Below are 23,178 nucleotides of genomic sequence, written 5' to 3'. Positions count from 1 at the left end.
TCATGGAATCACTGGCACAGCTACAGTCCGGCCTGAAGTATCTGGCCTCGGCCGGGGAGGCGGGCCGGCGCAGTATCGACGGCATGATGGGGCCGGTAAATGGTGCAATCAGCGAAATCACCGGCGCCGCCAACGAGCTGGAGGATCTGCCGTTTATTGGCCCGGCCGTAGGGGCAAAGCTTCAGCGCGTCATGCGTGGCATTGCCACCGCCCAGGCCAAGGTTGGCCAGGTGGTGGCCACCTACAACCGTGCGACGCGCGCCCTGTCGCAGATAGACGAACGCCTGGGCACCTTGAAAGAGCAGGCCGGGCGTGCTGCTACAGCGATCAACAAGATCGCCGGCAAGATTGACCCGTCACTGGCCAACATCCTGCCCACCGGCGCATTTGCCACGGATTCGACGCCGGCAAAAGAGGCGGTAAAGCCTTTTCCCCATCTGCTGATCATTCAGCCGCTGGACTCGAAGGCGCAGCCGTATTACTTCAACCTTGATACGGCTGCCTTTGATTCGCTGCGCCGCTCGACCGAATACCGCTGGGCCTCCCAGGAACGCCTGACGCGTCGGTCTGCCCAGCAGGCCGTGGGCATGGGTGATGAGAAAATCACGCTCAAGGGCGATATTTTTCCGGGCTACCGGGGCGGGCTGGAACAGCTCAATACGCTGCGCTCAATAGGCTCACAGCTTAAGCCGGTGACCCTGACCACGGGTTATGGCTTTGTGCTGGGCACCTGGTGCCTCAAGACCATTGACGAAGACCAAAGCGCGCTGATGCAGGGCGGTATCCCCCGAAAACAGGCGTTTACCTTGGAGTTTGTGCGCTATGGCGACGACATGCAGAACATCTGACGGCGATCTGTTGGACACCATTTGCCATAACTTTTATGGCCATCTGGTGGGCAGTGTCGAGGCCGTGTTGGCAGCCAATCAGGGGCTGGCGGATGAGGATCAGCCTTACCGTGCCGGCGTGGTGATTTTCTTGCCGGATCTGCCAGGTCCCGTGGATGAGCAAGTGGCGCTGTGGGATTGATTCAGTTCTATCGGCTGCGCCCTTGTTCCGTTACGCGTAACGCCTCCTTTCCCTAGAGCCCGCCCAGTGCGGGTTTTTATTGGCCAATGCCCTATGACTCCCCAATTTAGAATCGTCGCGAACGGTTCCGACATTACGTCGCTGATTAACGATCGGCTTTTGCTGTTGCGCACCACGGATAAGCCCGGCATGGAGTCGGACGAGTTTGAGTTGCGTATTGATGACCGCGACGGCCTGGTAACGCTGCCCAAACGCGGCGCCGGGATCGAGGTCTACCTGGGCTATGCCGAAACGTCCCTGGTGCGCCTGGGGCTCTATGTGGTCGATGAAATCGAGGTATCCGGCCCGCCGGACACCATCGTTATCCGTGGCAAGGCGAGCGACATGCGCGGTACCGGTAAATCGATCCGCAGCGGCAGCTGGGAAGGCGTGCCGCTGTCGAAAATCGTTTCCGATATCGCGGCCCGTAACGGCTGGACCCCAGCCTGCACCATCGCTACGAAAGTCGCCCGGGCTGACCAGCTCCACGAATCTGACTTCAGCTTTGTCACGCGCCTGGCCAAGCAATACGACTGCACCGCCAAGGTGGGTGACGGTAAGTTGATGGTGATGCAGCGCCAAGCGGGCCTGAGTGCCAGCGGCAAGGTGATTGGCGCGATCACCATCACGCGCAGCGACGTAAGCCGCTGGCAGTTTCGCCTGGGCGACCGTAACGCGCACAAGACCGTGGCGGCCAAGCATCAGGACAAGAAGACGGGCAAGTTGTCAGTGGTCTCCCTGGAGAATGACGACGTGCCGGATGGCCTGCCGGCAGTTCACACCGACCGCCATATTCACCCGAACAAGACCGCCGCCGAGTCAGCGGCTAAGGCGCGATTGGCTGCGTTCAACCGCTCGACGGCGGGAGTGCGCCTGGAAATGGTCGGGCGCACGGATCTTTTCGCGGAGCGCTCTATCAACGCCCAGGGCTTCAAGGTGGGGCTCGATGGCGAGTACCTGGTGGATTCAGTCGAGCAGACATTCACCCAAGCCGGCTGGTCCACCACCGTCGAGTGCAACGGCGGTAAAAAGGGCAAGGCCAAAGCCAAAGGCAAGAAAACGAAGAAAGCCGCTAAGCCAGTCAAAGTCGTCAGCCTGGCTTAGCGGTCGCGCACCACAACCCCCGCCAAGTGCGGGCTACTCATGTTAGGAGCTTGTATGCCCATCACCCAGCAGCAGTTGCTGCAGATCCTCCCGAACGCCGGCCGCCAAGCCGGCGTTTTTGTATCCGCCCTAAACGCGGCCATGGCGAATCGAAAGATCGACACACCGAAGCGCCAGGCGGCATTCCTCGCCCAGATCGGCCACGAGTCGGGCCAGTTGCAGTACGTGCGTGAGCTGGGGAGTGGTCAATACCTCAGCAAGTACGACACCGGCGCGCTTGCGGCCAAGCTGGGGAACACGCCTGCAGCCGACGGTGACGGCCAACGCTATCGAGGGCGCGGGCTGATCCAGATCACCGGCCACGACAACTACCTGCGCTGCAGCTTGGCATTGTTCGGCGATGAGCGATTGCTTGGCACGCCTGAGCTGCTCGAGCAGCCGCAGTGGGCGGCAGAGTCAGCTGCGTGGTTCTGGTCCGTGAATGCATTGAATGCACTCGCTGATCAAGATCAGTTCAACACCATCACCCGCCGGATCAATGGCGGGCTCAACGGACTGGAAGATCGGCTGCAGCTGTGGGCCAGGGCGAGGGCAGTGTTATGCGTCTCTTCGACCTGATCCCTGAGCAGTTCCGTATCGCTGCTGTTGGCTTGTTGCTGGTGATGTTGGCGGCCGGCTCTGCTGCATTGGCCTGGACCGTTCAAGGATGGCGTTACGGCCAGCAGCTGGAGCGCCAGGCCCGGCTGCATGCGGACACCCTCAACGAGCTATCGCAAGCCTCTGCCGCTCTGCAGCGCACCGAGCAGGACAAGCGCTTTGCTCTGGAGCAACGCCTGCAGGACAAAGATGAAACCCACTACAAGGAATTGACTGATGAGCAAACGAAGCAGGCTCGTCTGCGTGATCGCCTGGCTACTGCTGATCTGCGGCTGTCAGTCTTACTCGCCGCCACCGACGCCGCCAGCGGCTGTTCAGTGCCAGCCACCACCGCCACCGGCCGCGTGGTTCATGGCTCCACAAGAGCCCAACTTGACCCAGCGCATGCTCAGCGAATTATCGGAATCACCGATGCCGGCGACCAAGGATTGATCGCCCTACGGGCCTGTCAGGCCTACGCAAAAGAAGTCTCTACACCGAAGTAAAAGGAGCGGCCGGGCAGGATGCGTCAACATCCAGCCCGGCCACCTTCCCCGCAGAACGTCCCTGCAAGTCCAGCCAAGGCTCCTGCTTCGTGCACAAAGCGGAGCGAGCCTAGCACTGTTTATCCATACAGCAAAGGTCTTGCTTTTATATGTCTACACCCATCATCCCTTGGATGGGCGGCAAACGCCGCCTGGCCGACCGCCTTATCCCGCTCTTCCCTCCCCACGAATGCTACGTGGAAGTCTTTGCCGGGGGCGCCGCGCTCTACTTCATGCGTCCTCAGGCCGCGCCGGTTGAAGTCCTCAACGACATCAACGGCGACCTGGTGACGCTGTACCGCGTGGTGCAGAATCACTTGGAAGAATTCGTCCGCCAGTTCAAATGGGCGCTCAGTTCTCGGCAGGTGTTCGAGTGGCAGAAGATGACCCGCCCGGAAACCCTCACTGACATTCAGCGCGCCGCCCGATTCTTTTACCTGCAGCACCATGCCTTTGCAGGCAAGGTCACCGGGCAGACGTTTGGTACTGCCACCACTGGCCCGGCCATCAATCTGTTGCGGATCGAGGAGAATCTCTCGGCCGCTTGGCAACGGCTGTCCGGGACCTACGTCGAAAATCTCCCCTGGCTTGAATGCGCAGAACGCTACGACCGCGCCCACACCTTTCACTACATGGATCCGCCTTACTGGCAGACAGCGGGCTATGGCGTGGATTTCCCCTTTGAAAACTACGAGCGCATGGCCGACTTCATGCGACGGTGTAAAGGCAAGGTGATGGTCAGCATCAACGATCACCCGGACATCCGGCGGGTATTCGAGGGCTTTCACTTCGAAACTTTGGATATACGCTACTCCACGACCAATCAGCGGCAGGGGAAGGCTGAGATTAGCGGTGAGTTGGTGATCATGAACTGGGAACCATCGGCGTTTGGAGGCTTGTTCTGATTCGATTTTCGGCTGGATTGCTGGCGCCAGCTTAATTACCCGCCTTCTGTGTGGCTGCGTCCGACCCAAAGCTGCCCTTCACCGAGGGCAGGAATCGGCCCAGGCTGTGTAAAACGTTTTTGAGCGCGTCAGGTACTCCAAACCGGACTGGAAATCGCGTTTCTACGCGAAATCCACATCTGCAGACTTGCCGATAAATTTCAGATTTAACGTAGACGCGCACACTTCAATTTTGGCGAAGCGTTTTTACACACTCTGGGCCAATTGCAGCCCTTCGCCATAGGTAGCAATCGTGAAAAGCGGCGTGCCACCAATTCAGCTAAAGGCTAAGAACAGTTACTCCCGACACAGAAATGGCACCGAAATTCCATTAATTTTCTAAAGCGAAAGAAAAACCTAAAATTATAGTAAAAAAAAACAGAAATAACTTTCTTTTTAAAAAAATTGCCAACACCGTAAATCTCGACTAAACCCTAAGCTGTCAATGAGTTGCTAAACCCACTAGCAACCATTAAATCCTTAATAATCTAAAGGGACATACAGTCTACTAATGGAGCACGTATGCCTGATCGAATTCAGTGTGTTGACTTAGCCCACGTTCACATAATTGTCGACGATATCGACTATGCCAGCGAGTTCTACAGAGAAGTTTTAGATTTCGTAGAAATGCAAAGCCATGACAACTTGGCCAATCCAGGACTTGCTAGATATTATGGCTGGTTTGGAAATGTTGATGACTTTCGAGTAAGCCTTCGCTTCCTCACTTGGCCAGATACATTAACAATTAAACTAGTAAAGGTTCGAATACGTGGAGTATATGACGGATCAAATGCTCAAATGCCTACGCAGTTCGAACCCAGGCTAACTTCAGGATTCTCGCAATACTTTTCTAATGGCACAGGAGCTTTATCTGTAAGAGTGAAAGACTTAGATGCTACCTTTGCTCATCTTTTGGCCTATGCTCAAGATTACACATCAAAATACAAAATTACATTGATAAGTAACCCTACGTTTTTGTCAGCCTTGAAACCCGGGGACATTGGCGCAACGAGCAATAGCGCGCTTTATCAAAACGACGTAGTACTAGAAGCTTTAGCAAAGACTTTCGATCAGCGATCAAAGTTCCAACTTATAGACCCGTTCGGGGTTAGATGGGAATTTAATAATGACATTGTCTGAGCATAGGAGTGAATGACATGGGCTGGACATGGAAAGACCGTAACCTATTACTTCAAATGTACCCTTCACTAGCTTTGTCTCCTATATTACTGGAGCGCTGGCCCGGTCTGAAAGAGGCCGTAGCGGAGCTACAGGCAAAACAAGACGCGCAGAACTCAGGCGGAAGCAGTGCAGTTGCGAACCCTCTAGTTGACGCGGGCAACATAGATACCCAGAAGGATAGCTGATATGTCCCCCGGGCTTATATTTCCGAAGGAAACACTTTACGCATACCCGCTCGAAGTGTCCGGAGAGGGACTGGCGCCAAGTATTTCGGTAGCGTCCCACCTTTCGAGTCTTGACGGTGCAAATTCGCAGTGGCTAAAAAAGCCGCTAGCGATATACATACATATTCCGTTCTGTCCAAGCCTCTGTCAATTCTGCGGATTTATCAAGCAAAAGGTTGGTCCCTATGAGCAAATAAACGAGTATGTAAACCTTCTTACTTCTGAAATAGAATTTGTTGCAAGCCATATCCCTCGCGAATTACGCACAGTCAGTTGCATTTATTTCGGGGGAGGCACACCCAGCGTCCTTTCAATTGGCCAAATCAAAATAATTCTTGATGCTATCAATAGCAACTTCGACACTAATTTAGCTGTTGAGATATCTTTTGAGGGTGAGGCGAACTCTCTGAGGCGACCAAAGTATTTAAGTGAGATAGCATCTCTCGGATTTAACAGGCTCTCATATGGCATCCAGACAATGGATCCCAATATGCGCAGCATTCTTAACCTCAAACCAACACTGGAAACTCTATCAACTGTGTATGCATTAGCATCGCCTTTGTTTGAAGAGGTAATGGTTGATTTCATCTTCGGATGGCCAGGTCAGACATTGGATGCCTTGCGAAATGATCTTGAAGAGCTAATGCAAAGAATCCGGCCAAATGCTATTGAAGCGTTCTTGTTTGAGGCGCTTGATGCCTCTCCTAGCTTCTTAGCTGCACTGTCCGCGTATGGTGTTGAACCTATTGAGCCCTCCGAAGCTATAAAAATGCGGAGCTTTGTAAAAAAATTTTTAAATAAAGAATTTAGCATGATGGGATATACCAAATTCAGACGAGACTTTTCGATTGAAAATAATCTAGTCAATCGGCCAGGAAACTACGATGAATGCTACTACGGTTGGAATAATGGTCAGGTTTTAGGGTTCGGCAGAGGAGCACAGTCTTTTTTTTCCGGAGCAATGTGGGGCTCCTCCACTACACCTAAGCAGTACAGCGATCTAACATCCAAGAAAATAATTCCGGCAACAACGTTCACTACCTATTCGCTTGACGAGCGTGAACGTGTGACTTGGCCAAGAAAGGGATACGTTAGCGAAAAAGTGATTTCCAATGACATTGAGTGCTTTGAGAAGATAGAGAATTTAGTATCATTAGGTTTGTGTGCTAGAACTACGGATGGCTACTCTCTGACCGAGACAGGTGAAGAATTAGTTCCCGCAATACTGACAATGCTAATTCCGGAGAATCGCAAAGAGACAATTGATAAGATCACAAGGCAGCGTCTTTCTGCTCGGAGCACTATTGATGATCACTTCAGGAGATAGCCAGAGATTTGAGGGGCTTGACCCCAATGATCAAGCAACTACCACATTACTTGATTCGGTCCAGGCGGGAATATTAAAATCTCATGGAAGAGATTTTGTCGCGTATTTATTCATAACATGGAACCTAGCCCTTCTAAACAGAATACAAGTAGGTAAGTGGCTCCATAGCTTAAAAGTCACATCTGCTGCACAACAACTAGAACAAATCAAAAATTATAAGACGCTGCTAATAGAGGATTCAGTCATCCTCAGCGTTATGCTAAGCATTTTTGCCTACAAAGCCTTAAAAATACCTGCTCGATTAATACCTCGTGAAGTCGCTTTTCGAGACGGGATGAAAACTTCAATGTTACGCCTAGGGGAAAGAGGCACCGTAAATTGGGATCCATTTTATAAATCCAGTCCTCACTGCTGCATCCAAATTGCATGCTCAGACCAGCAAAAACTTGAACAAAAAATCGCGGATCAACAAGATAGCGTTTCGTTTTATTTTGGCGAAGGCGCGGAAGTTCACATAGAACGTGGTGAAATGCTCAGGAATTCCCAGGGAGAAGTTATCGAGCACTTTGGATTCAGAGACGGAATTAGTCAACCTTTATTCTTCAAGGATCAAATAGAGAGCCAGAGCAGTCATATCTATGACAACTCTTATGATCCTCATGACATTGTATTGGTCTCAGAGGCTCCGATTACTTCCAGCTTCGGGAGTTATTGTGTTTATAGAAAAATTGAACAAAACATGTCAATTTTTAAAAAATTGGAATCTGAACTTTCTCAGGCCATCGGTGCTAGTGAAAAGCTTGCAGGTTCATTAGCTATGGGTCGTTTCCCTGAAGGCGATCCAACTGTGAAAGTAATGTCGGGAGACATTAACTCATTCACGTTCGCCGACGATTTAGATGGCATGCAGTGTCCATTGCACAGTCATATTCGAAAATCAAATCCTAGAATACCAGCGGAGGATGTAAGAATTGTGAGGAGAGGTATTCCCTACGGAAACTCCAACAAAACGTCTACATGCGGACTTCTATTCTTTTGTTTTCAGCGGGATATCTCTACTCAATTTGAGAAAATACAAGGCGCGTGGTTGAACAGCCCTCGCAGCTCTGAGTCGCCAATAAAAATGGTCGGCCAAGATGGAATTAGCGGCCTGTGGGACCTTCAAAATTCATTAAATCAACAGTGGCCGCAGCCATGGCCTTCACCTATAAGCAAAATAAAATTTTCTTTCGGGAATGTAACCACCATAAAGGGCGGCGAGTATTTTTATACTCCAAGCATAAAAATGCTACAGCTAATTGCGTCAAACTTGGATGACACAAACAATGACTAATATCAATCCTGTAAGCATGCTGATTGAAGCAGTCAATCTCAAAAACTCAAGTGAAACAACAAAAGCGACAAGAATACTAAAAAGAATTAATGAACTTTGGCCAAATTATGACGCAGCCTATTACCTCGCTGCTGAGCTATTCATTCAAAGCGGATTATTTAAAGATGCAGCTCAAACACTTGAAACCATGCATATTGAAGTTGGCGCACTCCAAGACAGTAACTATCTTTTGGCTACCGCCATGCTACGAGACGGTCAGTATGACAAATTTAAATCGGCATTAAATCGTGCGCTGATGTCACCAACTCAACCAACAGAAAGTCGAATGCTACCTTTCTCATATGTTACTCCGGCACGTATAGTTCACGACACCCTTCAGCTCCAACATTTGATAGATATAGAGGTAGTTGATAAAACCTATCAAGCTGAAGTTTCAATTTTAATAGAAATATTTGAAAAACACTTTCTACAAAATTTTTACTCGTGGCCTAGCATAGATGCACGGATTGCAACAACACTTGACCCCATGGAAGTTGGTTTATTACATAGAGTTTACAGGCGGGTTGTTAATGTCTTTCCCGCCAACCGAACAAATGAATGCTTCAATTGCATAGACTGGGCTGAGAAAGAGGCTACTTTTTTTAGATCACAGCCCGAGTGCAGATATGTGATTGTCGACGACTTACTTTCCCCAAACACATTGAAGGCACTTCAAAATTATGTTCTGGAATCTTGGATTTGGTTTAACGATGCTCAGAAAGGATTTGGATACCTTGGCGCATATGAGCATAATGGTTTTCGCACCCCACTTATAGACCAAATAGCAACTGAACTATCTGCGCGACTTCCCCAGTTACTAGGGGGACTCTGTTTGAGTCAAGTATGGGCATACAGAAATGTCATCGGGACGCGAGGAGTCGGAGTGCATGCTGACTTTGCGAAAATCAATATAAATTTTTGGATTACTGATGACTCGGCAAAACTAGGAGAATCAGGAGGTGGATTAAAATTATATAGCGCCAGTCGCCCTGAAGACTGCTCGTTCCAACAATACAATGGCGATGAAAAACTAATACATAGCTTTATACATAATAAGCCATACGAGAAAATTGATTACAAATGCAATAGAGCTGTGATTTTCGACTCTGCACTTTTTCATTGCTCTGATGAGCCAAAATTTGGGGAGCTATTTCAAGATCTAAGAACCAACATAACTTTGTTGTATTCATGACACCGCCGACGAACATGCTGCCGGCAGTCACAGTACGATAAAACCTAGACACCTAGGCCCTTCGCGACAGGCAGCATCGGCCATTAGCAGTCGGTGGCAAGCGCTCCAGTGCGCAGTCGGTGTCCGGCGTTTCCGAGGCCGGTGACGCGGTTAGCACAATCGTAACCATGATCGAGCGGATCAACGGCATGAACCACCAAATCGCCGCTGCCGCCGAGCAGCAGAGTACCGTTGCCGAGCAGATCAGCCGGGGCATCGTGACCGTCAGCGAAAGCGCCGAGCAATCCGCTGCAGCCTTCCGCAGCGCGCAGAAGGAAAGCGAAGGACTGGCACGCACCAGCGTGACATTGCGAGAGAACATCTCGCGCTTTCAGCCCTAGGGTCTGTTGCCGTTTCATCGCGAGCCGAGTTGCTGCGAGAAATGTCCCCCGTTTAGCCACAGGACGCAGGTAACGGTCCGAGTCCTGCAATAACATCGGGGGGCCATTTTCCTCGCAACCCTATGGTCTGACCCCAACTTCGCAATACCTGCCATTTTTGAGCGCCTGCTTTTGGCCGATCCGGGAGCGTGCGATTCGGGTTGTTCATCCGGCTAGGAACCAGATATAAAGCGAATGCGCTTTGTATTCAGGGGGAATACAAGCATTCATAAGGTGATCACGGATGTACATCTACAAAATGGTTCAAGTGCCGCCAAACATTGAAGTTCGTGCGAAGGAGCACCGGGGGAACGAGGCCGCTGTTTATCTACAAAATGTGGTCAACACTCATGCTGAGGATGGATGGGAGTTCTATCGGATTGACACGATTGGCGTTTCAGTCAAACCGGGATGCTTCGACGCGTTACTGGGGAAGAAAAACGTGCTGAACCACTATTACGTGATTTCTTTGCGCAAGCCCCGATGATCAAGCTTTGCGCCGTCTCAGCAATTCGCTGCTATCAGCGAGTTGCTCCATCTCGATTGCGAGATGCCTGCCGATTTGAGCCTTCCTGTTCAAACTATGCGATACAAGCCATCGAAAAGTATGGTGTTCTAAACGGCTGCCGTATGGCTGTGGGCCGCATCTGCAGGTGTCGGTACCCGAACGGCGGGAAAGATTTTCCCTGAATAAGTCGGACAGTGAGCCCCGACGCCTTAACTGTTCAGCTCTGCTTGCCATGATCCTGACGGGCTGCTTTTGGCCGATTGCTGCTTACTAGCACCTTATGCTGCCCGCGTTGGGATTACCGGCTGCACACCTCAGATGGCTTAGGCTTGGCCGGAACTCGAACCCCTGAGCTTGGCTAAGCCCTGTTTGATGTGGCCGGCGTTTTCACCAATCGTGTCAAGCGCCCCACGAACGTTATTCCCAACCTCTGACGAGCCATGCTGTTCCAGGTGTAGTGTCAGCTCCATTAAGGCTGCCTCCAAGGCAAGCTGGTTGGTGTACATCCTCTCAAGTACATCGGACAGCGAATAATCACCAAGCATGGCGTCGGCTCCTCCCGAGAAAAAGTACAAGCATAGTACCGGTAGTGCCCTTGGCAGGCAGTGATGTCAAGTTGCTTAGAAATTGCTACAAGACGAGAGGATTATAGCTGCTCAGCCCGTGAGGGCAGGTTGTTGGGGGAGGACTATGCCCAATCCATCATCGGCGCGACAGAGAAACGGCGGGAAAGTGGACCTGTCTGTAGGGACATTGGCAATCTGAGTCAACGAGGCGAATGGCGTAGTTTATCGGGGATGTTTCTTAGGTGTCGGGGAGGTGTATACCGTGCTCTTCACCACTTCGAGCGGGGCATTGCCATGTGTGGAATATGCCGGGAATGTCGGTGAAATATCCCGCATTCTTCTCGACTTGCTCCTCAAACCTCCCGCCGCTAACCTCCTCAAGCCGCTGCCAATCCAGCGGCCGGAGGTGGAAGTCCGTATCGCTAAAGGCGTTTTAACTCCCGTCACTATTTGGAGCTTCGCCCATGCACAGCAACACGCCCAGTCTCTCTATTGATCGCGACCCTTCGCCCGTCGATACCAAGCTTCACGCCACAGCTCAACGTGCCATTGCTCGTGACTTGCCTCAATCCACCGACAATGCGCCTGACGAACACCCAACCCACAACCTATTCCTCGTCAGCCCCGACATAGACACCGAAACCCTCCTGGCCAACGCTTCCGAAAACCTTGCGTCCGCCAGCGAAATGGCCGCTACCGTGGCTTTCAACCTCGACGAGTCCCAGCGCTCCATTGTCTTGGGCATTCAGCAACTGATCGACCTGAGCGGGCTACTCGTTGACCGGGCCCATGACCAAGTCGCTCGTGTCATCAGCCCGGCTACAGCCTGACAATCGACCTCTGCCGCCTTAGCCCAAGGCGGCAACCTGAACCCATTCTGTCTTCCGGCGAAGTTTCATCATTCCCTGCGCCGTTGAGGCCTACGATCATCTCTATGGGAAACCCCCGAACCCACAGGGAGCTGAAAAAATGATCTCGAACCTTGTCAAAGTCGTGATGATCGCCGGCGCGTTGCTGTTGAGCGCTTGTTCGTCGGATTCGTCGGGCGTGAGTCGCGACCCTTGTTTTGCAGGGGGATGCCAGGCGTTTGGTGACCACAGCCCCAACAAGGCCGCCAAGATGAATTTTGGCGGCAGTGGGCTGGGTAGTAGTTATGGTGAGTATGGTTCTGGGTTGTTGCATGATGACTGATGGGGCAGTGGGGCAGTCAGGGATGTGTTGATTGAACCGCCGCTATCGGGAGCAAGCCCCCTCCCACATGAGGGGCCCCGGCGCGTGAGGCTGCACGCTATCAAATAGCCATGCCTGTGACTTCACGTCGCGTCTGTCAGGCTTGACACTCACCCCGATCAGCCTTGCCAAAACGCCTATTTTAGAGCTGTCAATTAGCCAAACAGCGCATGATCGCCGGTTGGCGTGATATTCTGCGCGCCATCTTGGTCTAGTCTTTCTCCGGAACGTACACCCGTATACGTCCCGGCGGCTGGCTGTCGCCCAGGTAGCTGAAGCCAATAATGATAAGAAGTCAGCGCAGAAGGGACATAAAAGTGAGGTCGATACGTCGGCCTTGTGTGCCCACCCTGCGGTCTTTGAGTGAATGTGCAAACCCGGCGCTGCGTTGCCTGACGCCGCGTGATCGAGGGTTGCCCGGGCTCAGAGGCAGTGGGGCGGATGGCGTTTTATCATAGGTGCTACTGATGTTTAAGAAAGTAAACACGGCCCTGCTGGGGCTGGCTTTGTCGATGGGGATCACGTCCGTTCATGCGGAAGAGGCAAAGAAAGTCGATGTGCTGCTGATCGGCGGCGGCATCATGAGTGCGACCCTGGGTGTCTGGCTCAACGAGCTGGAGCCGGGCTGGTCGATGGAAATGGTCGAGCGCCTCGACGGCGTCGCCGAAGAAAGCTCCAACGGCTGGAACAACGCCGGTACCGGTCACTCGGCCCTCGCCGAGCTGAACTACACCCCGGAAGACAAGAACGGCAACGTTGAGATCCCGAAAGCGGTCGAAATCAACGAAGCGTTCCAGATCTCCCGCCAGTTCTGGTCCTGGCAGGTCCAGCAGGGCGTGCTGAAGAACCCGCGTTCGTTCATCAACTCCACTCCGCACATGAGCTTTGTGTGGGGCGATGACAACATCAAGTTCCTGAAAAAGCGTTACGAAGCCTTGCAAGCGAGCCCGCTGTTCGCTGGCATGCAGTATTCCGAAGACCCGGCGCAGATCGCCAAGTGGGTTCCGCTGATGATGGAAGGGCGTGACCCGAACCAGAAAATCGCGGCCACCTGGAGCCCGCTGGGTACGGACATGAACTTCGGCGAGATCACCCGCCAGTTCGTCGCTCACCTGCAAACCACGCCTAAGTTCGACCTGAAACTGTCGAGCGAAGTGCAGGACATCACCAAGAACGCCGACGGTTCGTGGCGTGTCAGCTACAAAAACCTGAAAGATGGCAGCAAGACCGAAACCGACGCCAAGTTCGTGTTCATCGGTGCCGGCGGCGGTGCCCTGCACCTGCTGCAAAAGTCGGGCATTCCTGAAGCCAAGGAATACGCGGGCTTCCCGGTGGGTGGTTCGTTCTTGGTGACCGATAACCCAACCATCGCCGAGCAGCACCTGGCCAAGGCCTACGGTAAAGCTTCGGTGGGCGCGCCGCCGATGTCGGTGCCGCACCTGGACACCCGCGTGCTGGATGGCAAGCGCGTGATTCTGTTTGGCCCGTTCGCGACCTTCTCGACCAAGTTCCTGAAAGAAGGCTCGTACCTGGACCTGCTGACCAGCACCACCACCCACAACATCTGGCCGATGACCAAAGTCGGTATTCGCGAATACCCGCTGGTCGAGTACCTCGCCGGGCAACTGATGCTGTCGGATGACGACCGCTTCAAGGCACTGCAAGAGTACTTCCCGAACGCCAAGCAGTCCGACTGGCGCCTGTGGCAAGCCGGCCAGCGTGTGCAGATCATCAAGCGTGACGAAGAGCAGGGCGGCGTGCTGAAACTCGGCACCGAAGTGGTCAGCTCCGCCGACAACACCATCGCCGGCCTGTTGGGTGCATCGCCAGGCGCGTCGACCGCGGCTCCGATCATGCTGACCGTGCTGCAGAAAGTGTTCAAGGACAAGGTCGCGACTCCGGCCTGGCAGGAAAAACTGCATCAGATCGTGCCAAGCTACGGCACCAAGCTGAACGACAGTCCTGAGGCTGTTGCCAAGGAATGGGCCTACACCGCCGGTATCCTGCAACTGACTCCACCACCAGCGATTCCGCAGATGACCGCTCCCAAGGCCACCGAGGCTGCCAAGCCTGCGGCTGAGCCGAGCAAACCGGCGTCTGATCTGGCGCTGTAAGACCAGGCCCTGAGACTGGGGCCGATCGGTCAAAAAAAGCCCGCTGAGCCGATGACGCTCAGCGGGCTTTTTGTGGGCGCGTGTTTATGCGCGGGGGTGGGTGCGCTCCACCGCAGGCAGTTCAACCGTTCGTTCGGCTGCCGCCAGCGCCGCCGTCAAGCCGGCTCGGTCCAGCACAACGCAATAGGCCGGTTTGGCCCGCTCGAAGCGCCAGCTTTCATCCAGCCCACCGGCATCCACGGCGTCGAAACCGAGTTCGTCGAGTAACTCGATCACTTGCGCTTTCGCCGCGGCGTCATCCGCCGCCACCGGCAGTGCGCGGCGGTCGGGTGCGCCGTGAGGGCGGGCGTCCCGCGTCAGGTCCGGTGCAAAGATTGCGTTGAATACTTTCACCACATGGGAATGCGGCAAATGCTCGGCGAGCAGCCGGCTGGTGGTGGTTTCAAAACGGTCCAATTCAGGGATATGCCCGTCGCGCTCGGGGTAGTAATTGTTGGCGTCCATCACTGTTTTGCCTTCCAGCCACTGCGCGGGCACGCTGCGGTAATGTTCCAGGGGGATCGCCACGAGGACCACGTCGCCAAATCTGGCTGCGTCTTGCGCGCTGCCCACTTTAACGCCCCAGATGCCGCTGAGTACGCTGCTCATGGACTGCGGGCCGCGGGAGTTGCTCAACATCACTTCGTGACCGGCCGCCAGCGCCAGTTGGGCCACCGCGCGTCCGATGAAACCTGCTCCAATCACGCCAATCTTCATGGCCTTGCTCCTGCAAAGTAGGGGAGCGGTTATGATGATTAACAATCACAGGGTGATAAACGAGCGTATTGGCGTGGGTGTCGTTACTGGGAGTTGGGAATGATGGACCGTCTTTCGAGCATGAATGCCTTTGTGGTCGCCGCCGAGTTGGGCTCGTATGCGCGAGCCGCCGAGCGTTTGAATATGTCGGCGCAGATGGTGGCCAAGCATGTCACAGCGCTGGAGCAGCGCCTGGGTGCGCGCTTGCTCAATCGCACCACGCGCCGACAAAGCCTGACGGAGTTGGGTAGCGCTTACTACGAGCGTTGCAAGCATATTCTGACGGAGGCTGAGGCCGCCGATTCCCTGGCGCAGATCATGAATGACACCCCACGCGGCACGCTGAAAATCACCGCCCCGGTGACCTTCGGCTCCTACAGCCTGATGCCCTTGGTGACCGCGTTTTTGCGTGACAACCCCGATGTGAACATCGACCTGCACCTCACCGATCGTTTTGTCGACCTGGTGGAGGAAGGCTACGAAGCCGCCTTCCGCATTGGCCCCCCGGCGATCACGGGGCTGACCGCCAGGCCCCTGGCGCCGTATCGCCTGGTGGTCTGCGCGGCGCCGGCCTACCTGGCGGCACGAGGCACACCGCTGTGGCCGGCGGACCTTCAACAGCATGAATGCCTGGGCTACGCCTTCTGGTCACGCCCGGCAGATCGCGAATGGGTGTTCTACCAGGGCTCGGTCCCGCACACCGTGCAGGTTGCCAGCCGTTTGCAGATCAACGAAAGCAGGGCCTTGATGTCGGCCGCGCTGGATGGGTTTGGCATTGTGCTCGGCCCGGAAGATTTTCTGCGCCCGGCCCTGGCCAGGGGCGAGTTGGTGCGAGTGCTGCCGGACTTTGACGCGCCGAGCCGGCCCATGCATTTGGTCTACACCGCCAACCGCCAGCGTACCGCCAAGTTGCGGCGTTTTGTCGAGGCTGTGCTGGAGCGCTTTGGCCCGGCTTGAGCGTTCAAATCGCGACTCGGCCTTCCGTCTGTTCCTCGGGATGCACTGTCGGCAGGTTCAGCAACCCGACAGACACCACCTGTTAAAAAGTACCCAGGCCTTGCAGGAGCGCGGCTGGAACAAGGGGGGATTTTTTACTGAGGTAGGTGTGGGGCGTTAGCGCCCGAGGGGTTTGTATGTTGCTACGTTATGCAGCATTGGCGGCCATGGTCGTCGCGGCGTCCGGGTGTGTGCAAGAGCGTGTCGTGCATGAGCGTCGACCGGTAGAACGTGAGTATGTGGAAGTGGTCGCGCCACAACCGCCGCCGATGCAAGTGATCGAAGTCGAGCCGGCGGTGCGCGAAGGTTATGTATGGTCACGCGGGTACTGGCGTTGGGAAGGCGGGCGTTATGTGGCGGTACACGGCCATTGGGAGCCGGTGCGCGAGGGCTACCGTTATGTGCATCCGCATTGGGTGCAACGAAATGACGGTTACCACTGGCAGCATGGTGGCTGGGTTCGCTGAACCCCGCTCAGGCCAGTCGCTTCATGCCCGCAGCCTTGGCCGCATCGAGGTCAAAGGTGGCGGTGTACTCGCAGCCGGCTGCGTGGGCGCAGCGCGCTATCAGACAGTCGGCGAAATCGGCTTTGTTCGCCGAAAACCGCCGGAGCGCCTGCCAGATGATCTCGGCATACTCGACGATCAATTCACGGGTTCGCAGCAGCGTTTCCAGCACCGCCACCACATCGCTCTTGGCTGACTGGTAGCAACTTTGTAGCACCCATACCAACTCCACCACCGACACCAGGCTGACAAAGCCTGGCGACAGGGTGGTGAGGGATTCGATCAGCTCGGATGCCTTGGCGGATTGGACCGGATCATCCTGGGTGACATAGCGCACCAGCACATTGGTATCCAGGCCGATCATCGGGCTTTCGCTCCCTGTGCCGCAATCGCGCGGTTCATGTCCTCGATGGAAATGGCCTGGGCAGGCTTGCGGATCAGCCCCTTGAGGTCGTGAACGGTTTTGCTCGCGGCAATAATGGAAAATTTGCCGTCTTCCATTTCGACGAATTCAACCCGGTCTCCCGTTTCCAGGCCCAGGGCTGTCCTGACCTGGACGGGGATGGTGATTTGTCCTTTTGAAGTCAGTGTGGCGGTCGCCATATTGAAGGTCTCCATCGTGATACTCCTTACATTAGGGTAAGGCGTCTGGGAGAACAAGATCCGTTGGTCCATAGGTCGCTCCTCGGTGTGGGTCAGTCGGGCTTCGTAAAAACGATAGCCCGACGTCTCCCGCCGACAAGCCTGAACACAAGGTTAAAGCGCTACAGCATGTGTGCTGACTTATTGCACCACGCGGTAGCACGGCACATATGCCGCGCCACCCGGCAACTTCATGCGGTGCTGGGCGACGAACGCCTGCAGCAGTTCATCCAGCGGCTTCATGATGGCCGGGTCGCCATGGATCTGGTAAGGGCCGTTCTGCTCGATCAGGCGAATGCCCTTGTCCTTGACGTTGCCCGCCACAATCCCCGAGAACGCGCGACGTAGGTTGGCTGCCAGTTCATGGGGTGGCAGCGCGTGGTTCAGTTGCAGGCTGGCCATGTTTTCGTGGGTCGGGTCGAACGGGCGCTGGAAGCCTTCGTCGATCTTCAACAGCCAGTTGAAGTGGAACGCATCGTTACGCTCGCGGCGGAACTGCTTGACGGCCTTGAGCCCGGCGGTCATCTGGCGGGCCACTTCGGCCGGATCGTCGATGATGATCTGGTAGTGCGCCTGCGCGGCCTCGCCGAGGGTGGCGCCGACGAATGCGTGCAACTGTTGCAGGTACGGTGCGGCGTGCTTTGGCCCGGTGAGGATGACCGGGAACGGCAGGCCGCGGTTGTCCGGGTGCATCAGGATGCCCAGCAGGTAGAGGAACTCTTCCGCCGTGCCGGCGCCGCCCGGGAAGATGATGATGCCGTGGCCGACGCGCACGAAGGCTTCCAGGCGCTTCTCGATGTCCGGCAGGATCACCAGCTCATTGACGATCGGGTTCGGTGCTTCCGCAGCGATGATGCCCGGCTCGGTCAGGCCCAGGTAGCGCCCGCCGTTGATGCGTTGCTTGGCGTGGGAAATGGTCGCGCCCTTCATCGGCCCTTTCATCACGCCGGGGCCGCAACCGGTACAGACGTCGAGGCTGCGCAGGCCCAGTTCGTGGCCGACTTTCTTGGTGTATTTGTATTCTTCGGTGTTGATCGAGTGCCCGCCCCAGCACACCACGATCTTCGGCTCGACACCCGGGCGCAGCGTGCGTGCGTTGCGCAACAGGTGGAACACGTAGTCGGTGATGCCCTGGGAGTTGCTCAGGTCGATGCGCTGGCTGTCCAGTTCGTTCTCGGTGTAGACGATGTCGCGCAGGGCGCTGAACAGCATTTCGCGGGTACTGGCGATCATTTCGCCATCGACGAAGGCGTCGGCCGGGGCGTTCAGCAGTTCCAGGCGCACGCCGCGATCCTGCTGGTGGATACGCACTTCAAAGTCTTTATAGGCGTCGAGGATGGTCTTGGCGTTGTCGATGTGCGCGCCGGTGTTGAGGATGGCCAGGGCGCACTGGCGGAACAGGGTATAGATGCTGCCGGAGCCGGCTTCGCTCAGTTGCTGGACTTCACGCTGGGAGAGTGTTTCGAGGCTGCCCTTGGGGCTGACGGAGGCATTGATGACTTGACGTTGGGGCATTCTGATTCCTTGAAAGCACAGCCACCGCGCCCGTCATGGGGGCGATGGCTTGAGAAGAATGGGCGCGGGATACGGTCGCACGAGACGGCTATTTTCGCTGGCCCGCAGGCGCTACGCAAATACTGTCCAGCCCCATCATGCCGCAGAACCTACTGGATCAGCTTCCAGTTTTTGTAGAAAACCCGACGCAGCGTGAACACCAGGCCGGCAAACCCTGTGATCACGGCATTGAGGACGGCGGGCAACGCGGTCGGCCGCACGATATCAATGAACAGGCAGTAGCGCTTGGCATCGTTCTTGTTGAAGGACGCATGCATCAGCGTGTCATCGAAGATAAACAGTGGGTCGTCGTGCCAGTAATGCTTGTGTTTGCCCACCTGGATGTACACGCCCTCATGGTGAGGCGCCGGCGCCATGTTATAGAGCACCCGGAACATCATGCGCAGGGGGCCGAAGTGGAAGGAGGTCGAACGGTTTTCGTTGAACACCGACACGCCGATGGTCTTCACGAACGGCAATTTCTTGCGCAGTTCCGGGATGTCCAGGGTGGTTTCGATCGGCCGGCCGTACCATTGGAAAAACAGCATGCCGCGTTTCTTCTCGGCCATGCGTTCGTCCAGGTAGCCGATGATTTCATCCTTGTGGGCCATGGCGTCGTCGATCACCTGTTGCAGGTCTTCACGCCAGGCGGGCGGCAGGTCTCGCATCGTGTAGACGTGGCGGTTGCGGCTGCTCAGCAGGTCGAACAGGGTGTTGAACGGTGCCAGCAGCCAGGTATTGCGGCCGCTGCCGATGAAATATTTCTTGAAGGTGTCGCGGTCATACAGGCCGTTACGCAGGAAATCATAGATACCGCAGACCAGCACGAGGCCGAGGAACACCACGGTGGTCAGGGGAAAGAGGTAGATAATCAGCAGGACGCCGAATGCCCAGGCGAACGACACGGCTTTTTTGCGTAACGCAGATTTACTCATGAAACTCAGCTCCAGCTGGACTCCATTCGACAGGTCCAGATGCGTGGCTGCGAGTGGTGGGGTTGCGAAACATATCGAAACAATCTCGTCATGATAAGACGTTCTCAGGACGATGGGCGTTTTAAATATTGCGAAATTGTGAAGAACTGACACAGTTTTTAACCCGCGGCGCGGCTTGCGCGGCGAGTTTGGGATTGGATTTTGTAAACAGAAGATTTGCGACTATCGTGACGCTTCGGTTTTTTGGACGTCATAGACCGGTACGATTACGTTGAATGGCCACCATTGGCCTTCGGCACCTTGGAAGAGGCAGAAATTTTATGATCATCAAACCGCGGGTTCGTGGCTTTATCTGTGTGACCGCTCACCCTGTTGGCTGTGAAGCGAACGTCAAGGAACAGATCGACTACGTCACCCAACACGGCGTCATCGAAGGCGGCCCGAAAAAGGTGCTGGTCCTCGGTGCTTCCACTGGTTACGGCCTGGCCGCGCGCATCAGTGCTGCGTTTGGCTGCGGCGCCGATACCCTGGGCGTGTTTTTTGAGAAAGAAGGCGAAGAAGGCAAGCTGAGCTCCGCCGGCTGGTACAACAGCGCCGCGTTCGAGAAGTTTGCCGTCGAAAAAGGCCTGTACGCCAAGAGCATCAACGGCGACGCGTTCTCTGACGAGATCAAGCGCCTGACCATCGAGACCATCAAGAAAGACCTGGGCAAGATCGACCTGGTGGTCTACAGCCTGGCCGCGCCACGCCGCACCGACCCGCAGGGCGTGGTGCACAACTCCACGCTCAAGCCGATCGGCAAGGCCGTGACCCTGCGCGGGATCAACACCGACAAGGGCGTTGTCGTCGACACCACCCTTGAGCCGGCCACCCAGGAAGAAATCGACGGCACCGTGAAAGTCATGGGCGGCGAAGACTGGCAGCTGTGGATCGACGCCCTGCGTGAAGCGGACGTGCTGGCCGAAGGCGCCAAGACCACGGCGTTCACCTACCTCGGCGAGAAGCTGACCCAGGATATCTACTGGAACGGCTCCATCGGCGAAGCCAAGAAGGACCTGGACAAGAAAGTCCTGACCCTGCGCAACAACCTGGCCGCACTGAAGGGCGACGCCCGCGTGTCGGTGCTCAAGGCTGTGGTCACCCAGGCCAGCTCGGCGATCCCGATCATGCCGCTGTACCTGTCGTTGCTGTTCAAAGTGATGAAAGAGCAGGGCACCCACGAAGGTTGCATCGAGCAGGTCTATGGCCTGTTCAAGGACAGCCTGTACGGCCGCGAGCCGAAGCTCGACGCCGACGGCCGCCTGCGTGCCGACCTGGCCGAGCTGCAACCGAAAGTCCAGGACGCCGTGGCTGCGCTGTGGAATCAGGTCACCGACGACAACGTCAACGAGATCAGCGATTTTGCCGGCTACAAGGCTGAGTTCCTGCGCTTGTTCGGCTTTGAGATCGACGGCGTGGACTACGAGGCTGATGTGAATCCGACCGTGAAGATCAACGGTCTGGTCCAAGCCTAAACACGCTCGAAAAACATGTGGGAGCGGGCTTGCCCGCGATTGCAGTGGGTCAGCCGAAACCTCCGGCACTGACAAACCGCCATCGCGAGCAAGCCCGCTCCCACATTCGTTGTGTGTAAAGCCATCGCGATCTGCCAGACTCCATCCGCTATCAACTCACGCTAACGGAGGATCTGATGACGATTCGTGCAGTCGTTTTTGATTTTGGCGGTGTCCTGTTCGATTGGAGCCCGCAGCACCTGTACCGCCAGCTGATCGCCGATGATGACGAGCGGCAATGGTTCCTCGACAACATCTGCACCCAGGCCTGGAACACCGAGCAAGACGCCGGTCGCACCCTGGCCGAGGCGACGCGCAGCCTGGTCGCGCAATATCCCCAGCACGAAACCTTGATCACGGCCTACTACGACCGCTGGCATGAAATGCTGCGCGGGCCGTTGCCCGAGGGCGTGGCCATTCTCAAGGCGCTGCATCAGGCCGACGTGCCGCTGTTCGGGCTCACCAATTGGTCGGCCGAGACGTTCCCCTATGCGCGGGCCAACTACCCGTTCCTGCAGTGTTTTCGCGACATCGTGGTCTCCGGCGAGTTGAAGCTGATCAAGCCCGATGCCGCGATCTATCACGCCAGCCTCGGCCAGGTGCGCGCTCATCTGCCGGATATCCAGCCTGCCGAAGTGGTGTTCATCGATGATGTCGCGGGCAATATCGACGCGGCTATCGCGCTGGGCTGGCAAGGCATTCACCACGTTTGCGCCGAGCGCACCGCTGAGCGTCTGCGTGAATTGGGCGTGGGCTTTTAGCGCGCCCATTTCTCCAGGACAAAATCCACGAACGCCCGCAGTTTAGGCAGGCGGTAACGATCCTGGCCGTACAGCAAATGCATGGGGCGGCGGGGCAGTTGATAGGCGGTCAGCAAGGCCACCAGCTTCCCGCTGTGCAGGTCGGGCTGCACCAGGGCATCGGGCAGCATGACGATGCCCATGCCTTGCACTGCCGCCTGGCGCAGGGCTTGCGAGCTGTTGATGGTCAGCGAGCCGGACACCGGAATCTCCACTTCGCCGTCCGCGTCGCTCATGCGCCACAGTTTGTCGGCGTTACGCCAATCGTCGCCGGATGGGTAGGCGAAGGCCAGGCAGTCGTGTTGTTGCAGATCCTCGGGCGTTTGCGGCGTGCCGCGTCGCGCCAGGTAATCCGGCGCGGCGCACAGGGTGATGGTGTAGTCCTGCAGGGGCCGGGCGATCAGGCTTGAGGGTTCCAGCTCGCCCAGGCGGATGGCCACGTCGAAGCCGCTGTCGACCAGGTCCATGCGTTGATTGCTGAGCACCACGTACAGCTTGATCAGCGGGTAACGTTGGGAAAATTCGCTCAAGGCCGGCGCCAGGCGTTCGGTGCCGAAGGCGGGCGGGGCGGTGATGCGCAGGGTGCCCTTGGGCACGTCGCTGTGGGCCTGTTCGGCCAATTGCTCGGAGTCGGCCACCAGCCCCAGCACTTCCAGGCAGCGCTGGTAATACTGCCCGCCGAATTCCGTGAGGCTTTGCTTGCGCGTGGTGCGCTTGAGCAGGCTGACCCCCAGGCGTTGCTCCAGGGCACGCAAATGGTTGCCGACCATGGTGGTCGACATCCCACTGGCATGGGCCGCGGCGGTCATGCTGCCGGTCTCGACCACTTTCACATACACCGACATCGCCTGGAACAGATCCATTATCAAGCCCTGGTTTAAAGTCATTGCAGGAAAGCACAGTTTATCCAGCTTGGGTGGCTAACGATACTGGACCCATCCCAACCCAGCACTGGAGCTTGCCACC

28 protein-coding genes are annotated in these 23,178 nt (G+C 55.9%); 21 read left to right on the top strand and 7 right to left on the bottom strand.

Features of this window, described 5'->3' with window-relative positions; all coding sequences use genetic code 11:
* Nucleotides 1–2: 2 nt before the first annotated feature.
* From ACVWZP_RS12235 to yidD, 13 genes are all read left to right on the top strand, one after another.
* Nucleotides 3–848, top strand: a complete 846-nt coding sequence (locus tag ACVWZP_RS12235; RefSeq protein ID WP_457369786.1) for a phage tail protein — start codon at nt 3–5, stop codon at nt 846–848.
* Complete coding sequence (locus tag ACVWZP_RS12230; RefSeq protein WP_457369785.1) at nt 823–1,029, top strand: tail protein X; 207 nt, start codon at nt 823–825, stop codon at nt 1,027–1,029. The genes ACVWZP_RS12235 and ACVWZP_RS12230 overlap by 26 nt, the downstream gene beginning before the upstream one ends.
* Before the next feature lie 93 nt (nt 1,030–1,122).
* Nucleotides 1,123–2,172: a phage late control D family protein gene (locus ACVWZP_RS12225; protein WP_457369784.1), complete on the top strand. Its 1,050-nt coding sequence runs from the start codon at nt 1,123–1,125 to the stop codon at nt 2,170–2,172.
* Between the two features lie 54 nt (nt 2,173–2,226).
* Nucleotides 2,227–2,790, top strand: coding sequence for a glycoside hydrolase family 19 protein (locus ACVWZP_RS12220; protein ID WP_457369783.1), 564 nt, complete (start codon nt 2,227–2,229; stop codon nt 2,788–2,790).
* Nucleotides 2,772–3,314 carry a lysis protein gene (locus ACVWZP_RS12215; protein ID WP_457369782.1) on the top strand — a complete coding sequence of 181 codons (543 nt, stop codon included), beginning with the start codon at nt 2,772–2,774 and terminating at the stop codon, nt 3,312–3,314. Before ACVWZP_RS12220 ends, ACVWZP_RS12215 begins: the two co-directional genes overlap by 19 nt.
* A gap of 149 nt (nt 3,315–3,463) precedes the next feature.
* Nucleotides 3,464–4,258: a DNA adenine methylase gene (locus ACVWZP_RS12210; RefSeq protein ID WP_457369781.1), complete on the top strand. Its 795-nt coding sequence runs from the start codon at nt 3,464–3,466 to the stop codon at nt 4,256–4,258.
* A gap of 561 nt (nt 4,259–4,819) precedes the next feature.
* Nucleotides 4,820–5,437 carry a VOC family protein gene (locus ACVWZP_RS12205; protein WP_457369780.1) on the top strand — a complete coding sequence of 206 codons (618 nt, stop codon included), beginning with the start codon at nt 4,820–4,822 and terminating at the stop codon, nt 5,435–5,437.
* Nucleotides 5,438–5,665: 228 nt separating this feature from the next.
* Complete coding sequence (locus ACVWZP_RS12200) at nt 5,666–7,030, top strand: radical SAM protein (RefSeq protein WP_457369779.1); 1,365 nt, start codon at nt 5,666–5,668, stop codon at nt 7,028–7,030.
* Nucleotides 7,011–8,363, top strand: coding sequence for a Dyp-type peroxidase (locus ACVWZP_RS12195; protein WP_457369778.1), 1,353 nt, complete (start codon nt 7,011–7,013; stop codon nt 8,361–8,363). Before ACVWZP_RS12200 ends, ACVWZP_RS12195 begins: the two co-directional genes overlap by 20 nt.
* Nucleotides 8,356–9,594 (top strand): tetratricopeptide repeat protein, encoded by a 1,239-nt coding sequence (locus ACVWZP_RS12190; protein WP_457369777.1) that lies wholly within the window; start codon nt 8,356–8,358, stop codon nt 9,592–9,594. The genes ACVWZP_RS12195 and ACVWZP_RS12190 overlap by 8 nt, the downstream gene beginning before the upstream one ends.
* A gap of 188 nt (nt 9,595–9,782) precedes the next feature.
* Entirely contained in the window at nt 9,783–9,974 is a 192-nt protein-coding gene (locus ACVWZP_RS12185; protein ID WP_457369776.1) for a hypothetical protein, read from the top strand.
* Nucleotides 9,975–10,257: 283 nt separating this feature from the next.
* Nucleotides 10,258–10,500: a DUF4177 domain-containing protein gene (locus ACVWZP_RS12180; protein ID WP_457369775.1), complete on the top strand. Its 243-nt coding sequence runs from the start codon at nt 10,258–10,260 to the stop codon at nt 10,498–10,500.
* On the top strand, nt 10,425–10,703 hold the full coding sequence (yidD, locus tag ACVWZP_RS12175) for a membrane protein insertion efficiency factor YidD (protein ID WP_457369774.1): 279 nt from the start codon (nt 10,425–10,427) through the stop codon (nt 10,701–10,703). Before ACVWZP_RS12180 ends, yidD begins: the two co-directional genes overlap by 76 nt.
* A 141-nt stretch (nt 10,704–10,844) precedes the next feature.
* Here the strand turns inward: yidD and ACVWZP_RS12170 are convergent, their stop codons facing one another.
* On the bottom strand, nt 10,845–11,066 hold the full coding sequence (locus tag ACVWZP_RS12170; RefSeq protein ID WP_457369773.1) for a hypothetical protein: 222 nt from the start codon (nt 11,064–11,066) through the stop codon (nt 10,845–10,847).
* A gap of 283 nt (nt 11,067–11,349) precedes the next feature.
* Here ACVWZP_RS12170 and ACVWZP_RS12165 point away from each other — a divergent pair, with 283 nt between their 5' ends.
* The 4 genes from ACVWZP_RS12165 to mqo all read left to right on the top strand — a co-directional run bounded on the left by ACVWZP_RS12165 (nt 11,350) and on the right by mqo (nt 14,431).
* Nucleotides 11,350–11,583, top strand: a complete 234-nt coding sequence (locus ACVWZP_RS12165; protein ID WP_193040506.1) for a hypothetical protein — start codon at nt 11,350–11,352, stop codon at nt 11,581–11,583.
* Nucleotides 11,552–11,917 carry a DUF6124 family protein gene (locus tag ACVWZP_RS12160; protein WP_457369772.1) on the top strand — a complete coding sequence of 122 codons (366 nt, stop codon included), beginning with the start codon at nt 11,552–11,554 and terminating at the stop codon, nt 11,915–11,917. The genes ACVWZP_RS12165 and ACVWZP_RS12160 overlap by 32 nt, the downstream gene beginning before the upstream one ends.
* A 139-nt stretch (nt 11,918–12,056) precedes the next feature.
* The gene (locus ACVWZP_RS12155) at nt 12,057–12,278 is read left to right on the top strand and encodes a hypothetical protein (protein ID WP_057003769.1); all 222 of its coding nucleotides are present in this window, start codon (nt 12,057–12,059) and stop codon (nt 12,276–12,278) included.
* Between the two features lie 506 nt (nt 12,279–12,784).
* Entirely contained in the window at nt 12,785–14,431 is a 1,647-nt protein-coding gene (gene mqo, locus ACVWZP_RS12150) for a malate dehydrogenase (quinone) (RefSeq protein WP_046384303.1), read from the top strand.
* An 84-nt stretch (nt 14,432–14,515) separates the two neighbouring features.
* Here the strand turns inward: mqo and ACVWZP_RS12145 are convergent, their stop codons facing one another.
* Nucleotides 14,516–15,187 (bottom strand): NADPH-dependent F420 reductase, encoded by a 672-nt coding sequence (locus ACVWZP_RS12145; protein ID WP_046384302.1) that lies wholly within the window; start codon nt 15,185–15,187, stop codon nt 14,516–14,518.
* A 99-nt stretch (nt 15,188–15,286) separates the two neighbouring features.
* Here ACVWZP_RS12145 and ACVWZP_RS12140 point away from each other — a divergent pair, with 99 nt between their 5' ends.
* Together ACVWZP_RS12140 and ACVWZP_RS12135 are read left to right on the top strand one after the other, a co-directional pair.
* Nucleotides 15,287–16,183, top strand: coding sequence for a LysR family transcriptional regulator (locus ACVWZP_RS12140; protein ID WP_169863919.1), 897 nt, complete (start codon nt 15,287–15,289; stop codon nt 16,181–16,183).
* A gap of 176 nt (nt 16,184–16,359) precedes the next feature.
* Complete coding sequence (locus tag ACVWZP_RS12135) at nt 16,360–16,689, top strand: YXWGXW repeat-containing protein (RefSeq protein WP_046384301.1); 330 nt, start codon at nt 16,360–16,362, stop codon at nt 16,687–16,689.
* Nucleotides 16,690–16,696: 7 nt separating this feature from the next.
* On the opposite strand, the gene ACVWZP_RS12130 is transcribed toward ACVWZP_RS12135, so the two are convergent.
* From ACVWZP_RS12130 to ACVWZP_RS12115, 4 genes are all read right to left on the bottom strand, one after another.
* Nucleotides 16,697–17,092, bottom strand: coding sequence for a PIN domain-containing protein (locus ACVWZP_RS12130; protein WP_457369771.1), 396 nt, complete (start codon nt 17,090–17,092; stop codon nt 16,697–16,699).
* Nucleotides 17,089–17,346, bottom strand: a complete 258-nt coding sequence (locus tag ACVWZP_RS12125) for an AbrB/MazE/SpoVT family DNA-binding domain-containing protein (protein ID WP_026140263.1) — start codon at nt 17,344–17,346, stop codon at nt 17,089–17,091. The genes ACVWZP_RS12130 and ACVWZP_RS12125 overlap by 4 nt, the downstream gene beginning before the upstream one ends.
* 165 nt (nt 17,347–17,511) lie before the next feature.
* Nucleotides 17,512–18,885, bottom strand: coding sequence for a nucleotide 5'-monophosphate nucleosidase PpnN (gene ppnN / locus ACVWZP_RS12120; RefSeq protein WP_046384299.1), 1,374 nt, complete (start codon nt 18,883–18,885; stop codon nt 17,512–17,514).
* A 149-nt stretch (nt 18,886–19,034) separates the two neighbouring features.
* Nucleotides 19,035–19,859 (bottom strand): aspartyl/asparaginyl beta-hydroxylase domain-containing protein, encoded by an 825-nt coding sequence (locus ACVWZP_RS12115; RefSeq protein ID WP_046384298.1) that lies wholly within the window; start codon nt 19,857–19,859, stop codon nt 19,035–19,037.
* 320 nt (nt 19,860–20,179) lie between these two features.
* On the opposite strand from ACVWZP_RS12115, the gene fabV reads away from it, so the two are divergent.
* Nucleotides 20,180–21,373 carry an enoyl-ACP reductase FabV gene (fabV, locus tag ACVWZP_RS12110; protein ID WP_017848874.1) on the top strand — a complete coding sequence of 398 codons (1,194 nt, stop codon included), beginning with the start codon at nt 20,180–20,182 and terminating at the stop codon, nt 21,371–21,373.
* 176 nt (nt 21,374–21,549) lie between these two features.
* A complete protein-coding gene (locus ACVWZP_RS12105; protein WP_169863921.1) occupies nt 21,550–22,173 on the top strand; it encodes an HAD family hydrolase in 624 nt (207 codons plus the stop codon).
* Here ACVWZP_RS12105 and ACVWZP_RS12100 read toward each other — a convergent pair.
* Nucleotides 22,170–23,075, bottom strand: coding sequence for a LysR family transcriptional regulator (locus tag ACVWZP_RS12100; RefSeq protein WP_457369770.1), 906 nt, complete (start codon nt 23,073–23,075; stop codon nt 22,170–22,172). The two genes, ACVWZP_RS12105 and ACVWZP_RS12100, sit on opposite strands and share 4 nt — an antisense overlap.
* Nucleotides 23,076–23,178: the final 103 nt, after the last annotated feature.

The organism is Pseudomonas sp. TE36184, assembly GCF_054060055.1.
This window is presented reverse-complemented; position numbering and strand designations above follow the sequence as displayed.

Excerpts from the sequence above, each read along its gene's own strand:
- ACVWZP_RS12115 (WP_046384298.1), bottom strand. The coding sequence starts at position 19,859 with ATGAGTAAATCTGCGTTACGCAAAAAAGCCGTGTCGTTCGCCTGGGCA.
- ACVWZP_RS12180 (WP_457369775.1), top strand. The coding sequence starts at position 10,258 with ATGTACATCTACAAAATGGTTCAAGTGCCGCCAAACATTGAAGTTCGT.
- ACVWZP_RS12170 (WP_457369773.1), bottom strand. The coding sequence starts at position 11,066 with ATGCTTGGTGATTATTCGCTGTCCGATGTACTTGAGAGGATGTACACC.
- yidD (WP_457369774.1), top strand. The coding sequence starts at position 10,425 with ATGCTTCGACGCGTTACTGGGGAAGAAAAACGTGCTGAACCACTATTA.
- ACVWZP_RS12210 (WP_457369781.1), top strand. The coding sequence starts at position 3,464 with ATGTCTACACCCATCATCCCTTGGATGGGCGGCAAACGCCGCCTGGCC.
- ACVWZP_RS12140 (WP_169863919.1), top strand. The coding sequence starts at position 15,287 with ATGATGGACCGTCTTTCGAGCATGAATGCCTTTGTGGTCGCCGCCGAG.
- ACVWZP_RS12235 (WP_457369786.1), top strand. The coding sequence starts at position 3 with ATGGAATCACTGGCACAGCTACAGTCCGGCCTGAAGTATCTGGCCTCG.
- ACVWZP_RS12205 (WP_457369780.1), top strand. The coding sequence starts at position 4,820 with ATGCCTGATCGAATTCAGTGTGTTGACTTAGCCCACGTTCACATAATT.
- ACVWZP_RS12125 (WP_026140263.1), bottom strand. The coding sequence starts at position 17,346 with ATGGAGACCTTCAATATGGCGACCGCCACACTGACTTCAAAAGGACAA.
- ACVWZP_RS12230 (WP_457369785.1), top strand. The coding sequence starts at position 823 with ATGGCGACGACATGCAGAACATCTGACGGCGATCTGTTGGACACCATT.
- ppnN (WP_046384299.1), bottom strand. The coding sequence starts at position 18,885 with ATGCCCCAACGTCAAGTCATCAATGCCTCCGTCAGCCCCAAGGGCAGC.
- ACVWZP_RS12215 (WP_457369782.1), top strand. The coding sequence starts at position 2,772 with ATGCGTCTCTTCGACCTGATCCCTGAGCAGTTCCGTATCGCTGCTGTT.
- ACVWZP_RS12155 (WP_057003769.1), top strand. The coding sequence starts at position 12,057 with ATGATCTCGAACCTTGTCAAAGTCGTGATGATCGCCGGCGCGTTGCTG.
- ACVWZP_RS12160 (WP_457369772.1), top strand. The coding sequence starts at position 11,552 with ATGCACAGCAACACGCCCAGTCTCTCTATTGATCGCGACCCTTCGCCC.
- ACVWZP_RS12145 (WP_046384302.1), bottom strand. The coding sequence starts at position 15,187 with ATGAAGATTGGCGTGATTGGAGCAGGTTTCATCGGACGCGCGGTGGCC.
- ACVWZP_RS12100 (WP_457369770.1), bottom strand. The coding sequence starts at position 23,075 with ATGGATCTGTTCCAGGCGATGTCGGTGTATGTGAAAGTGGTCGAGACC.
- ACVWZP_RS12195 (WP_457369778.1), top strand. The coding sequence starts at position 7,011 with ATGATCACTTCAGGAGATAGCCAGAGATTTGAGGGGCTTGACCCCAAT.
- ACVWZP_RS12225 (WP_457369784.1), top strand. The coding sequence starts at position 1,123 with ATGACTCCCCAATTTAGAATCGTCGCGAACGGTTCCGACATTACGTCG.
- ACVWZP_RS12185 (WP_457369776.1), top strand. The coding sequence starts at position 9,783 with ATGAACCACCAAATCGCCGCTGCCGCCGAGCAGCAGAGTACCGTTGCC.
- ACVWZP_RS12200 (WP_457369779.1), top strand. The coding sequence starts at position 5,666 with ATGTCCCCCGGGCTTATATTTCCGAAGGAAACACTTTACGCATACCCG.
- fabV (WP_017848874.1), top strand. The coding sequence starts at position 20,180 with ATGATCATCAAACCGCGGGTTCGTGGCTTTATCTGTGTGACCGCTCAC.
- ACVWZP_RS12105 (WP_169863921.1), top strand. The coding sequence starts at position 21,550 with ATGACGATTCGTGCAGTCGTTTTTGATTTTGGCGGTGTCCTGTTCGAT.
- ACVWZP_RS12135 (WP_046384301.1), top strand. The coding sequence starts at position 16,360 with ATGTTGCTACGTTATGCAGCATTGGCGGCCATGGTCGTCGCGGCGTCC.
- mqo (WP_046384303.1), top strand. The coding sequence starts at position 12,785 with ATGTTTAAGAAAGTAAACACGGCCCTGCTGGGGCTGGCTTTGTCGATG.
- ACVWZP_RS12130 (WP_457369771.1), bottom strand. The coding sequence starts at position 17,092 with ATGATCGGCCTGGATACCAATGTGCTGGTGCGCTATGTCACCCAGGAT.
- ACVWZP_RS12220 (WP_457369783.1), top strand. The coding sequence starts at position 2,227 with ATGCCCATCACCCAGCAGCAGTTGCTGCAGATCCTCCCGAACGCCGGC.
- ACVWZP_RS12190 (WP_457369777.1), top strand. The coding sequence starts at position 8,356 with ATGACTAATATCAATCCTGTAAGCATGCTGATTGAAGCAGTCAATCTC.